At 72.8% G+C, this 12,926-nt stretch carries 11 protein-coding genes; 6 read left to right on the top strand and 5 right to left on the bottom strand.

Features of this window, described 5'->3' with window-relative positions; genetic code table 11:
• Positions 1 to 641: 641 nt before the first annotated feature.
• Entirely contained in the window at positions 642 to 2,846 is a 2,205-nt protein-coding gene (locus IEY56_RS03325; protein ID WP_189035521.1) for a putative bifunctional diguanylate cyclase/phosphodiesterase, read from the bottom strand.
• Positions 2,843 to 3,667: an SAM-dependent methyltransferase gene (locus tag IEY56_RS03320; RefSeq protein ID WP_189035828.1), complete on the bottom strand. Its 825-nt coding sequence runs from the start codon at positions 3,665 to 3,667 to the stop codon at positions 2,843 to 2,845. Before IEY56_RS03320 ends, IEY56_RS03325 begins: the two co-directional genes overlap by 4 nt.
• 523 nt (positions 3,668 to 4,190) lie before the next feature.
• Here IEY56_RS03320 and IEY56_RS03315 point away from each other — a divergent pair.
• The 3 genes from IEY56_RS03315 (at position 4,191) to IEY56_RS03305 (ending at position 5,628) form a co-directional block, all read left to right on the top strand.
• Complete coding sequence (locus IEY56_RS03315; protein WP_189035520.1) at positions 4,191 to 4,391, top strand: DUF2180 family protein; 201 nt, start codon at positions 4,191 to 4,193, stop codon at positions 4,389 to 4,391.
• A gap of 160 nt (positions 4,392 to 4,551) precedes the next feature.
• A complete protein-coding gene (locus IEY56_RS28920) occupies positions 4,552 to 5,058 on the top strand; it encodes a DUF6343 family protein (RefSeq protein WP_308424109.1) in 507 nt (168 codons plus the stop codon).
• A gap of 69 nt (positions 5,059 to 5,127) precedes the next feature.
• The gene (locus tag IEY56_RS03305; protein ID WP_189035519.1) at positions 5,128 to 5,628 is read left to right on the top strand and encodes a hypothetical protein; all 501 of its coding nucleotides are present in this window, start codon (positions 5,128 to 5,130) and stop codon (positions 5,626 to 5,628) included.
• Positions 5,629 to 5,782: 154 nt separating this feature from the next.
• Here the strand turns inward: IEY56_RS03305 and IEY56_RS03300 are convergent, their stop codons facing one another.
• Positions 5,783 to 7,135, bottom strand: coding sequence for a transglycosylase family protein (locus IEY56_RS03300; protein WP_189035518.1), 1,353 nt, complete (start codon positions 7,133 to 7,135; stop codon positions 5,783 to 5,785).
• Between the two features lie 172 nt (positions 7,136 to 7,307).
• Positions 7,308 to 8,141, bottom strand: a complete 834-nt coding sequence (locus tag IEY56_RS03295; RefSeq protein ID WP_189035517.1) for a DUF6227 family protein — start codon at positions 8,139 to 8,141, stop codon at positions 7,308 to 7,310.
• Positions 8,142 to 8,438: 297 nt separating this feature from the next.
• Between IEY56_RS03295 and IEY56_RS03290 the strand changes: the two genes are divergently transcribed.
• Together IEY56_RS03290 and IEY56_RS03285 are read left to right on the top strand one after the other, a co-directional pair.
• On the top strand, positions 8,439 to 9,083 hold the full coding sequence (locus tag IEY56_RS03290) for a phosphoribosyltransferase (protein ID WP_189035516.1): 645 nt from the start codon (positions 8,439 to 8,441) through the stop codon (positions 9,081 to 9,083).
• A 139-nt stretch (positions 9,084 to 9,222) separates the two neighbouring features.
• Positions 9,223 to 9,720, top strand: a complete 498-nt coding sequence (locus tag IEY56_RS03285; protein WP_189035515.1) for a hypothetical protein — start codon at positions 9,223 to 9,225, stop codon at positions 9,718 to 9,720.
• A gap of 166 nt (positions 9,721 to 9,886) precedes the next feature.
• Here the strand turns inward: IEY56_RS03285 and IEY56_RS03280 are convergent, their stop codons facing one another.
• Positions 9,887 to 11,068, bottom strand: coding sequence for a zinc-dependent alcohol dehydrogenase (locus IEY56_RS03280; RefSeq protein ID WP_189035514.1), 1,182 nt, complete (start codon positions 11,066 to 11,068; stop codon positions 9,887 to 9,889).
• A 232-nt stretch (positions 11,069 to 11,300) separates the two neighbouring features.
• Here IEY56_RS03280 and IEY56_RS03275 point away from each other — a divergent pair, with 232 nt between their 5' ends.
• Positions 11,301 to 12,848, top strand: a complete 1,548-nt coding sequence (locus tag IEY56_RS03275) for an FAD-dependent oxidoreductase (protein WP_189035513.1) — start codon at positions 11,301 to 11,303, stop codon at positions 12,846 to 12,848.
• Positions 12,849 to 12,926: the final 78 nt, after the last annotated feature.

The raw sequence follows: 12,926 nt of genomic DNA, 5'->3' as shown, positions 1-12,926 counted from the left end.
GGAGCAAGGGCCCGCTCTCCGCGCCTGACCATGGGGGCGGCCTCGCACCCTTACTCGTTTCAGCCGGTCGGAGGGGTCGTCGTGCCGGTGAAGCCGAGGTCCGGCGCCGGCTGAGCTCCTCGGCCCCCGCGTGCTTCCCTGTCCCGAAGACCACGCGCTGCCCCCAGCAGCGAGAAGCGGCGGCGCGTTGTCCCAGGAGAGCCATCCCGCATCGAGGTGCTCGTCCCACTCGTCGAGGTGGCCGTCGCCGACAGCGACGATCACGACCTTCGGCTCGCTGTCGGTGTAGCAGCCCGGGTAGTACCTCGCGACGGCGGTCACGGTGTTCCGGTAGGTGCTGAGGTCCACCGTGCATTCGCGGTCTCCCGCTTCGGAGCAGAGCACCCTCGGCTTGGAGCAGGGCCCGCCCTCGGCACTCTGGTGCCGTTCGACCAGCCCAACCCGACCCACGCCGCCGCCGCGAGAGCCAGTACCCCGGACATCAGAGCACGCACCATGCGCGCGGCGAAGCCCGGCCTCCTCGATGATCACCATTAGGGACGACGCACGTCCACGACTGTCCGGTTCCGGTTCCGGTTCCGGGGGCAGTTCCGGCGCCGGAAATGACACCCGTCCCGGCCCGTACGACACCGGCGAGGGGCTCAGGTGACCGCGAACCCCTGTACGAACGTGGAGGCCGGGCCCGGACGTGCGTAGTACCAGCCCTGGGCGGTGTCGCAGCCCATGTCCCGCAGCTGTGCCGCCTGGTGCTCCGTCTCCACGCCCTCGACGGTGACGGCCAGCCCCAGCGCGTGGGCGAGCGTCACGATGCCCTCGACGAACGTCACGTCGACCGGGTCCGCGGGGTGCTGCTGGAGCCCCTGCGTGAAGGAGCGGTCCAGCTTGAGCGTCGTGGCGGGCAGCCGCCGGAGGTTGGCGAGGTTGGAGTACCCGGTGCCGAAGTCGTCCAGGGCGATCTCCACGCCCAGCTCGGCCAGTTGACGCAGCGGCTTCAGCTCGTCCTCGTCGGCGCCGATCAGCGCGCTCTCCGTGACCTCCAGGCACAGGGACGACGGAGGCATCCCGGCCGCCTCCAGCACGGCGATCGTGTCCGGGACCAGATCCGGGTGGTGCAGCTGGCGGGGCGAGAGGTTGACGTTGACGCGCAGCGGACGTTCCGCGAGAGCGTCGCCGTTCTTGCCGTTCTTCTTCTTGCCGTTGCCGCCGCCCTTGCCGCGCTCCTCGTGCCACGCGCAGGCCTGCCGGACGGCCTGCTCCATCACCCACCGGCCCAACGGAACGATGAGACCGGTGTGTTCGGCGAGCGGGATGAACCGGTCCGGCCCCAGACGGCCGTGCACCGGGTGCTTCCAGCGCACCAGCGCCTCCGCTCCCTCGACGTGCCCGTCGCTCATCCGGATCAGCGGCTGGTACTCGAGGAAGAACTCGTCCCACTCCAGAGCCGCCGGGAGCCGGGTGGTGAGGCTGTGGCGGTCTATGGCCCGCGCGTCGGAGTCGGGGTCGGCGAGTTCGTAGCGGCTGCCGCCGGCGTCCTTGGCCCGGTACATGGTGATGTCAGCGCTGCGCATGACCTCCTCGGGCCGCAGCTCGCCGCTCGGCCCCTCGACGATGCCGATGCTGGCCCGTACGGACAGCTCGCGGCCGTCTATGCGGATGGGCGTCGCCAGCGCGGCCAGCACCTGCCGGGCGAGTTCGGTGACGTCCTCCGGACCTGACGGGTCGGTGCACAGGGCCGCGAACTCGTCCCCGCCGATACGGGCCACGAGGTGGCCGGAGCCGGCGGTGCACGACTGCAGCCGCTCGGCCACAGCGATCAGCAGCTGGTCCCCGACGGCGTGGCCGAGGCTGTCGTTGACCGCCTTGAAGCCGTCGATGTCCAGGTAGCACAGCCCGAAGCGCTTCACGTCGCTGCTCGCCGAGAGCAGCCGGTCCAGGCGTTCCGCGAAGAGAGTGCGGTTGGGCAGGCCGGTCAGCTCGTCGTGCGTGGCCTCGTAGCGCAACCGCAGGTGCAGGAGCCTGCGTTCGGTGATGTCCTCCAGCAGGGCGAGCTGGTAGCGGGGCTCGCCGTCGGCGTCACGCAGCAGGGAGACCGTCAGGTTGGTCCACAGCACCGTGCCGTCGGGCCGGTGGAAGGGCTTCTCGACCCGGAAGTGGTCCCGTTCGCCGCGGACAAGCTGACGGTGCATCCGCCACACGTCCGGGGCGTCGTCGGGGTGCACCCACTCGTTGACGTTCCGCCTGCGCATCTCCTCTTCGGAGCGTTTGAACATCTTGGCGATGGCGCCGTTGGCGTCGCGGATGCGGCCGTCCATGTCGGCGATGCTGATGCCGATGGTGGCGTCCTTGAAGACCGCGCGGAACCGGGTCTCGCTCGCGTGCAGCGCCTCCTCGACGGCGCTCTGCGCGGCCAGCGCCGCCCGGGAGAGGGCCTCCTGCTCGGCGAGCGTGCGGTCGCGCAGGGCCTCGGTGAAGCCGGCGGCGATGGCGTGCTGCAGCCGGGAGCAGCGGGCGCGTGCCTCGTCGACGGGGAGTTCGCTCGTCTCCGGGTCGCGGCCGTACAGGACGAGGTAGGAGTCCACGACGCCGAGGATGTGGGGCAGCGCGTCGGGGCTCGTGCAGTGCCCGGCGACGAGGGCGGCGCCCACCTCGCGCCCCGGCGCGGCGGAGAAGGGGTACGCGTGCAGCGCGTCGCACAGCTTCACGGCCAACGGGTGGAGATAATCCCCGAGTTCGGCCCGCGTCATAGAGGTCTGCGTGGCGGGGTAGACCGCGCGGCTCCAGATCGTCGCGAAGCGCCGTAGTCCGTCGTTCTCGAGCCCTTCGGACTCGTGGGGGTCGGCAGTCACCCGGCGCTTCCCGCCTTGCGGCCCACCCCGGCGTAACCGCTCAGGAGCACCGGATCGGAAGCCGGCTCGGTGTCCGGGTCGGGACGCCAGCGGGGGAGGGTGACGAGCCCCGGCTCGACGAGCTCGAAGCCGTCGAAGAACTGCCTGATCTCCTCTTTGGGCCGCATGATCAGCGGTGAGCTCGTCCGTCTGTACACGTCGCGTACTCCCGCGCCTCCGTCGGTCTTCGGGCCCTCGTCGGCCGAACTGTGGCTCACCACGAGGAGGCTGCCCGGTGCGAGCGAGTCGGCGATCTCGGCGATGGCCTTGCCGGGTTCGTCCTTGTCCTCGATGAAGTGCAGCAGCGCGACGAGCATGAGGGCCACCGGCTTGCCGAAGTCCAGCAGCCGTTCCGTCTCCGCGCTGTAGAGGATGTCCTGGGGGGAGCGGAAGTCCGCGGAGACGATGGCCGCTTGGTCGTTGCCCTCCAGGACGGCCCGGCTGTGGGCCACCGCCACCGGGTCGTTGTCGACGTAGACGACGTGTGAGCCGGAGTGGGCCTTCTGCGCGACCTCATGGGTGTTGCCGAACGTGGGTATGCCGGAGCCGATGTCGAGGAACTGCGTGACGCCCTCACCGACCGCGAAGTCGATGGCACGCCGCGTGAAGGCACGATTCGCCTGCATGATCTTCGGCAGGCCCGGCCAGGCCTGGATCGCCCGGCGCGCCGCTTCCCGGTCGACCTCGAAGTTGTGCGAGCCACCCAGGTAGTAGTCGTACATGCGCGACACGCTCGGCACCGTCAGGTCTATGCCCTGCGGGGCCCAGGCAGGACGTTCCATCTGGGTCTCCAGCTCGTTCAGCTCCACGGCGTTCGCCGTCGGGTCATGAGGCTACTGACAGGGGCCGGGCCGTTGGAAGGAATCGGTAACTCTGCGACCGGATCTTGTCCGACTGCGCGGTAGTTTCCGGGGCATAGCACCCCGGCAAATCCGCCGTGCCTCCACTGGACCGGTAGGCAGTGGGCGAACTGGGGCACTGCGACCGCACGTTGGGCTCCGCTTACTCCGCGGCGGCCGCCCCGCACCCCAACTGGTGTGCCGGCTCCTCCCGTTGACCCAGCGCGGCTGCCGGAGCACCACGCGAAGGACGGGTGCCTGGCACCGTAACCCCTCCGGGGGCCCGCCGCTGCGGATTCCGCAGCACGCGTGCGTACGGCCCCGTACGTCCGCTGCCTGCGGATGCCGTTACACGGGGCGCCGGGGTGGCACCCGGGCTCCGTGGAGGCCGCCGTCCGGCTGCGGAAAGCGAACCGGCGTGTCCTCTGAGTGAGGGCGCGGGACGAGCGGCGGCCGGGAGGCGACCATGAACTGCTACGACTGCCTGAGCCGGCAGCGGACCACCGTCGCGGTGGCCGTGTGCACGCGGTGCGGTGCGGGGCTGTGCCTCGACCACGCGCACGTGGCGCCGGAGATCGTGCACGAGTCCGCGGGGACGGGCGTCACCGCCCACTCCAGGAACGCCCGCCGGTTCACCTGCGGTATCTGCCACGAGGCCGAGATCTGAGTCCGGAGTCCGGGAGCCTCGGTCCGGGGTCGTTCTGAGCCGGATTCCGGGAGCCGGGCCATGTCCGAAACGGCAGGACGCCGGGTCCGCGCGGCGCGGGAGGACACTGGAGAGGGGAGCCCAGCAGGGACCGGGCGCGAGAGCGAGAAGAGGCGACGCCATGACACTTCGCCGACCCGGACAGCGGCCGGAAGCACCGCACGGCGCGGATGAGCGCGGCACGCCGCGCACCGGCGCACCGCGCTCCGGCGGGCACCCCGCGGCATCGCGCGCCGGCGCGCACCGTCCACCCGGAGGGCACGCCCCGGAGGCGCGCGGAGCGCGACGGGCCGCCGCGGGGGGACGTCTGCCGCGTACGGGCACCGAGCCCGTCACCGCGCGCAGCGCGCTGCGCGCCCGTCTCGTCCTCGCGAGCATCTTCACGCCCGTGTTCATCGCCGCCACAGCCCTGTTCGCGTACTGGACGGCGGAGACCGGCACCGGCGAGGCGCCCAGCACGGGCTCCCTGCTGGTACTGACCGTCGCGAGCGGGCTCCTCGCCCTGTTCTCCGTCGTGGACCTGCTGGTGGTGCTGCGGCGCAGACGTGAGGAGAGGGAGGCTCCGCCGGGCCGGAACGGCCCCGGCGCCGGTGTCCCCGGCCGGGGGACCGGGCCGCGCAGTACGTGAGGAGGTGCGGCGGTGCCGTGGGGCCGAGCCGACGTTTTCGCGGGTCCCACGCGGGTACCGCCGGGTGGCATGACTGAGGATGAAGGCCACGATCCGGGGGCGCAACCGGAAGACGAGGGGATCCCCGACCTCGCCGACGGGTCCCCCGAGGCGGAGCTGGCGAACGATCCGCAGCGCGAGCCGGTGCCGGGGGACGAGCCCGTGGCGGTGGAGAGCTACGGCACGACGTTCTCCGAGCAGGTCGCCGGCGAGCCGCTCGAGGACCGTCTCGCCGAGGAGGAGCCCGACATCGGCGACGAGGCGGCCGAGGGCCCCGGGGAGGAGCCGGCGGGGCAGCTGAGCGACGACCCACTGTCGTGGCGGCCGGCCAACCAGGACAGCTTCTCCACCGAATCGCCCGCGCAGGGACTCTCCGGCGAGGAGACGGCCATGCACATAGCGGAGGACGACGAGCCGGAGCTCGGCTTGGACGTGGAGGGCGTCGAGGAGGCGGCGGAGGGCCCCGACCCGAGGGCTCCCCGCCCTTCCGCCCCCGAACAGGTCGACCTGGACACCGAAGAGGACCGCTGAGGCTGGGCGGCCTCGGAGACGGACCGCCTGCTCGGACGGAGGGTGCTGAAACGGAGCGCCTGCTGAACCGGTCGGCCGCGGCCCCGCCGGCGTACCGGCCGGGGCCGCGGCCGACGGGCGGGCGGTCAGTGCCCCGGCGGAGCCGGCGGCGGCTTCACAGCCGGACGCCGCGCCCGCGGAGATAGCCGAGGGGGTCTATGTCGGTGCCGTAGCCGGGGCCGGTGCGGATCTCGAAGTGCAGGTGCGGGCCGGTCGCGTTGCCCGTGGAACCCGAACGGCCCAGCCGCTGACCGGGGTTGACCGTCTGGCCCGCTCGTACGGAGATCGCCGAGAGGTGCCCGTACTGGCTGTACTTGCCGTCGCTGTGGCGCAGCACGACCTCGTAGCCGTAGGCGTCCGCCCACCCCGCCGAGACGACCTTGGCGTTGGCGACGGCCTTGACGGTGGTGCCCGTGGGCACGGCGAAGTCCACTCCCGTGTGGTGCCCGGACGACCAGCTGCTGCCCGACGCGCGATAAGCGGTGCTGGGGCGCGCCCCGCTGACCGGGGCCGATGCCGCGGGGGAGGACTTCTTCGCCGCGGGGGCCTGCGCCTTCCGCTGGGCTGCCTTCTCCCGGGCGGCCTTCTCCGCTCTCTCCGCCTTGGCCTGTGCTGCCTTCCGGGCGGACTCCTGCGCGGCCTTCTCCGCCTTCTGACGGGCTTCCCCGTCCGCCTTCTGCCCGGCCGTCTCCGACGCCTTCTCCTCCGGTCCGGGCTTCGGCTTCGCGCCCTTCCCCTCGGCCTCCGCACGCCCCGGACCGTCGAGGCGGAGCCGCTGGCCGGGGAGGATCAGGTCGGGATCGCCGCCGACGGTGGCGCGGTTGTGTTCGTAGAGACCGGGCCAGCCGCCCTTCACGTCGTGGTCCTCGGCGATGGAGGAGAGGCTGTCCCCGCCGACGACCTCGTACGTCGTGGCCTTCTTCGAGCGGTCCGCCCGGGCCCGCTCGGCCCGTTCGGCACGCTCCCTGGCCTCGGACTCCGCCTTCTCGTCCGCCGCGTGCTCCTTCCCCGCCGCGCCGGACTTCCCGTCCGCCTCGGTCGCCGGCTTCACCGCCGGCTTCGCGGCGGAGGCGGGGCGCGGCTGTGCACCGTCCCGGGTGAGCCCCGCGCCCGGTCCGCAGTTCGGCCAGGCGCGGGGCCCCTGCCCGGCTAAGACCTTCTCGGCCACGGCCAGCTGCTGGTCCTTCGTCGCCAGGTCGGCGCGCGGTGCGTACGCCGTGCCGCCGTACGCCTGCCATGTGCTCTGCGAGAACTGCAGGCCGCCGAAGTAGCCGTTGCCGGTGTTGATGTCCCACTTGCCGCCGCTCTCGCAGGCGGCGACCTTCTGCCACGTGTCGGCCGGCGCCGCCTGCACCAGTTGCGCCCCGATCAGGGGGATCACCACTCCGGCGCCGCCCGCGGTGACCCGCAGCGAGGTGCGGGCGAGCGTGCTGGGCCGGTTCCTGCGGTGACGTCCGCGAGCGGTCATGGCGGATCCTCCGGTCAAGTGGGCACCCCGTGAAGGAAGTTACGGAGCGTCAGAGCGGTTACGGAGCGCGCCCACGATACGTAAGGCGCCCGTAAGGTCACAAGGGGTCACGGCAGGGGCACAGGTGCACCGGCCGCGGGCGGTTCGTGGCTCCGCGGGCGAGGGGCCGGCTTCAGCTCTCGCCCCGCGTGAGGCGGAGGGCGGCCTCGCCGGCGAAGCTCTCCTCGAGGTAGACCTCGCAGACGAGCCCGCCGTCCTCGGTGCGGTCGTGCTCCAGCTCGTACAGGCTGAACTCGGTGCCGTCCGCCAGCAGGAACGCGTGCTCGTAGAGGGAGCACCACAGCTCCCACTCCTGGGCGAGCTCCTGCGGCCTGGGCACGGGCAGGATCTGGTGCCCGCAGGCGGTGGAGAGCAGCCGGCGGACGTCCTCGCCGGGGCTGTCGGCGTTCGCGGCGCGTCGCAGCAGGCGGCGGGCGTGGTCCGGGGAGTCGTTCCCGGTGTACGTGCGGCGGCCGAACCGGAACTCCGCGGGCAGGTCGAAGTCGAGCGGCCGTGTGAGGCCTTCCCCGTCCGGCGGGCCTGAGTACGCGCCGGACGCGTCGTCGCCCTCGCCGGTCTCGAACCCGCCGGGACCGCGCGCCTGCCGTCCTCCCGCCGGCGTCTCACGGGACGCCCCGTGTACGCGGCGCTCGGAGCGGGCCAGGGACGCGGGGTCCTCGTACACCTCGTACAGGACGCCGCCGTCCTCGCTGTCGTAGCGGAGCTCCCACAGCGGGAGCAGGGTGCCGTCGCGGAGCAGGAAGACGTGGCGGTAGCTGCTGCAGTGCAGGCTCGGGGCGGGTGATTTCCGCTGCCGCCAGCCGTGCAGCGCGACGTGGCAGGCCACGGCCTCCTCGAGGCGGCCGAGTACCGCGTCCGATATGTCGAAGGGGTTCAGGGCGCGCGCCATGATCTCCTGTACGACGCCTTGCACGTGCACAGCAGGCGTCGGCCCTTCCATGCCCATCGCGGAGCCCCTCCCGGCATGTAACCCCTATGACGATCCCCGCAGCCACACACCGTAGTGGTGAGGGCACGCCTTCGGGAGCGGATTCGGGGGAATTCCCGTGGCGGAAGCGGAACTTCCGGTCCAGGGCCGCTGTGTAAGCGCGCGGCTGCCGGGTACCGCGGAGCGGAGACCCCCGGCCGTGGCCGGCCCGCGCCGGTCATGGCGGGCCGCTCTCGACAAGCCGCCCGCTGTGCGCCGCTCACGGGGCGCCGACCGCGGCACGAGGCGGCCGTCAGCGCAGAGGAGGGCGCAGCCATGCAGTTCCCCGACCGCCGGGAGGCCGGAAGGGCGCTCGCCGGCAAGCTGACAGATCTACAGGAGCGAGGGCTGCTGGACGACCCCGTGGTGCTGGCCCTGCCGCGCGGCGGCGTGCCCGTCGCGGACGAGGTCGCCCGGGTCCTCAACGCCCCGCTGGACGTCGTCGTGGCGCGCAAGATCGGCGCCCCTTTCCAGCCGGAGCTTGGGGTGGGAGCCGTCGCGGGCGACGCGCCGCCGCTCTACGACCCGGTGCTGCTCGGCCAGTTGGGGCTGACCGAGGACGAGCTCCGGCCGATCGCCGAGCGGGAGCAGACCGAGCTGAGGCGCCGGGAGAACGTCTACCGGCACGGCAGGCCGCCGCTGGAGCTGGAGGGCCGCTCGGCGGTGCTCGTCGACGACGGGGTCGCCACGGGCTCCACCGCGCGTGCCGCCCTGCGGGCCGTGCGCCGCGCGCATCCCGCCCGTACGTACCTCGCCGCCCCCGTGTGCTCCCCGCAGGCGGTGGAGCTGCTGTCGGACGCCGCCGACCAGGTCGTGTGCGTGGAGGTGCCGCCGGCCTTCGGCTCGGTCGGCTTCTGGTACGAGCGGTTCCCGCAGCTGACCGACGGGGAAGTGCTGGACATCCTGCACGTCAAGGGGTGACGCGGGCCGGTCGCGGAGGCGGTACCCGGAGCGGGGCCCGCCGGCCTGCCCGTCCGGCAGCGGACCCGGCCCACGCCCGGCCCGCACGCCCCTGGAATTCTGGAGGCGTCCGGCCTGCCCGGTCCGGACAATGACGCGCATGGTCGTCTTCCGCTGCCGCCGCTGCCACACCGAACTCACCGCGCCCGTACGGGAGGTGCCGCTGCCCGACGCGGACGACGCCCCGGCGCCGTACGAGCTGCACGGCGACGAGTGCCCGCCGCGGATGCTTCCCGGCACCTTCGCCTTCGATCCGGCGGACGCCGACGAGCAGGCCGTCCGGCGGCGTACTCCGGGAGAGGCGCTGGGCCTGCGGAAGGCGGGGCTGAGCGGCGTCGTCCTGGCCCGCGCCGACGTGCGGGGCACCCGGCTCTCCCCGCTGCGCGGGCGGCGGAACGGCTGCTGCGGCCTGGACGGCTGCGACGGCCCGAACCTCGTGTGCCGCCGGTGCGGGGCCGAAGTCGCCACCGAGCGTTCGGACTGCTGGACCCGGCAGGAAGTCGTGCTCGTGCCCGCAGCCGTGGAGGTTCTCGACGCGAACGCGGAGACGCCGTCCGGCGCTTCCGCTCCGGACGCGGCGCCGAACTGTCAACTCTGAGGCATGCGGCGGTAGTCGACGCCACCTCTCACGTCCGGCGAAACGAGCTCCCTCTCCCCCCGTCCCGGCGGACGGGGGAGGGGGAACGGGCCGGAGCCCGGTCCCCCTCCTCGCCGCCTTCGGCGGGCCCGGCTGTGTCGCGCGGCTGCGCCGTCCGCGGCACGGGTTACGGCCGGAAGACCACCTTCACGGCGCCGTCCGCCTTCTTCTGGAACATCTCGTACGCCTCGGGGGCCTGCGACAGCGGCAGGTGGTGCGTCGCGAACTCGTCGACGCCCAGCACGTCCTCGTCCGTCAGCAGCGGAAGGATCTCCGGAACCCAGCGCTTGACGTTGGCCTGGCCCATCCGGAGCTGCACCTGCTTGTCGAACATGGTCAGCATCGGAAGCGGGTCCGCGGCGCCGCCGTACACGCCGGAGAGCGAGATTGTCCCGCCGCGCCGCACGATGTCGATGCAGTGCTGGAAGGCGGAGAGCCGGTCGACGCCCGCCTTGGCGATCGCCTTCTCGGCCAGCTTTCCCGGCAGCATGCCGCCGACGGTCTGCGCCACCTTCCCGGCGACGTTGCCGTGCGCCTCCATGCCCACGGCGTCGATGACGGCGTCGGTGCCCCGTCCGGAGGTCAGCTCCCGTACGGCCTCGCCGATGTCGTCGTGCTCGGTCACGTCGAGTACCTGCGCGCCGCGCGCCCTGACGCGGGCCAGCCGCTCGGGCACGAGATCGATGCCGATCACCTGGCGGGCGCCCTTCTCCAGCGCGATGCGGCACGCCATGTCGCCGATGGGCCCGAGCCCGACCACCGCCAGCGTGCCGTCCTTCGGGACGTCCGCGTACTCCACGGCCTGCCAGGCGGTGGGCAGGACGTCGGACAGGAACAGGAAGCGGTCGTCGGCGGGCCCCTCGGGCACCTTGACCGGCCCGTACTGCGCCTGCGGCACCCGCAGGTACTCGGCCTGGGCTCCCGGTACGGCGCCGTAGAGCTTGGTGTAGCCGAAGAGCGGGGCGCCCATGTTCTGGTCGCGGACCTGCGTCGTCTCGCACTGGGTCTGCAGGCCCAGTCCGCACATGAAGCAGGAGCCGCAGGCGATCTGGAAGGGCACCACGACCCTGTCGCCGGGCTTGAGGTTCGTGACCTCGCTGCCGACCTCCTCCACGATGCCCATCGGCTCGTGCCCCACGATGTCGCCGGGCGTCATCAGCGGCGTCAGGACCTCGTAGAGGTGCAGGTCCGAGCCGCAGAGGCCACTCGACGTGATCCGCAGGACCGCGTCGGTCGGTTCTTTGAGGGTGGGGTCGGGCACCTCCATGACCTGCACGTCCCGCTTCCCCTGCCAGACGACTGCCTTCATTCTCAGCACCTCCGTGGATGCGCGGTCGGAGGCGTTGGCGGGTACCCCCGCCCTCTTCCCGGACACGTGTGCACGCGCGGAAACCCACGGTGATCGGGAGTGAGCGCGGCGACGCTGGGAATCACAGCAAGGTCGAACTGTTCGACGGACCTTCGGGGGACGGCCTGCGCGCGCTCGCAGGCCGGTACGAGGCTGCCCGGCCGCGCGCCGGATGACCACATGAGGAGCAGCGGTGACCACACTGCCCGTCGGTTACGAGTCCTACTGGATGCTGTCCGCCGGGGCGGCTCCCTATGCGCCCCTCCCGGCCGACAGTGAGATCGAGGTGGACGTCGCCGTCGTCGGCGGGGGGGTCGCCGGGCTCTCGGCGGCCTGGGAGCTGGCGCGCAGCGGCCGCAGCGTCGCCGTGCTGGAGTCGGACCGTATCGCCGCGGGCGTCACCGGCCACACGACGGGCAAGGTCTCGTCCCTGCACGGCCTCCTCTACGCGTACCTGCGCGACACCCGCGGCGCCGAGGGCGCCCGGCTCTACGCCGAGTCCCAGCAGCAGGCCATCGAGCATCTCAGCGCGGTCGCCGAGGAGTTGGGCATCGACTGCGAGCTGGAGCGCGGTCCAGCGCACACCTTCGTGGAGTCCGAGCACCACGCGGACGAGGTGCGGGCCGAGGCGGAGGCGGCGCGCGAGGCCGGCCTTCCCGCCACCTTCGTCACGCGGACGGGACTGCCGTTCCCGGTGTGCGCGGCCGTACGCGTGGAGGACCAGGCGCAGTTCCATCCGCGCAAGTACCTCCTCGCCCTGGCCGCGGACCTGCAGCGGCACGGCGGACGCGTCTACGAGCGCACCCGCGTCATGGGCCTGGACGAGGGCGAGCCGTGCCGGCTGTTCACCGAGAACGGCGCGGAGGTGCGCGCCCGGGACGTCGTCGTGGCCACCCATTACCCCGTCTTCGACAGGGCGCTGATGTTCTCCCGGCTGGAGCCGCGCCGCGAGCTGGTCGTCTCGGCCATGCTCCCCGCCGGGCAGGACCCCGGCGGCAGCTACCTCACCCCGGAGCGCGGCACCCGCTCCGTGCGCACCGCCCCCTACCCCTTCGGCAGCGGGAAGCGCCTGCTGATCGTCACGGGCGAGAAGTTCACGCCGGGCACCAGCGGCCAGGGCTCGGTGGGCGCGGGGTACGAGCGTCTCGCCGCGTGGACGTACGAGCGCTTCCCGGACGCGCGGCTCGTGCACCGCTGGGCGACGCAGGACAACGACACCACCGACCGGGTGCCGTACATCGGGCCGTTCCACCCAGCCGCCCAGCACACGTGGGTGGCGACCGGGTTCGGCGGCTGGGGCATGTCCGGCGGCGTCCTGTCGGGGCAGTTGCTCGCCGCGTACATCAACGGGGAACCGCTGCCGCCCTGGGCGAAGCTCTACGATCCGCGCAGGCTCAGCCCCCGCGAGGCGCCGGCGATGCTGCGCTTCCAGTCGACGGTCGCGGGCCGTTTCGTCGGCGACCGGCTGCGCTCCTCCTACGTCGACTCCGTCGACGAGATCGCCCCCGGCGCGGGGGCCATCGTGCGGATCCGCGGGCGGCGCTGCGCGGTGCACCGCACGCCGGAGGGTGAGATCCGGGCCCTCTCGCCGCGCTGCACCCATCTGGGATGCCTGGTGCGCTTCAACGACGCCGAGGGCGCCTGGGAGTGCCCGTGCCACGGGTCGCGATTCGACACCGAGGGCCGCGTCATCCAGGGCCCGGCGACCCGGCCGCTGGAGCCGCGCGACGACGTGGAGTGACGCTGCTCCCGTGCGCTCAGGCGGTGGCCGGCCGGGCGGGCCGACCGGGCCGGACGATGCGGGCGGCACGTACGGCTT

The organism is Streptomyces daqingensis (assembly GCF_014645895.1).
GTDB lineage: Bacteria > Actinomycetota > Actinomycetes > Streptomycetales > Streptomycetaceae > Streptomyces > Streptomyces daqingensis.
The sequence above is the reverse complement of the archived record's forward strand: the minus strand, read 5'-3'. Positions and strand labels throughout refer to the sequence as shown.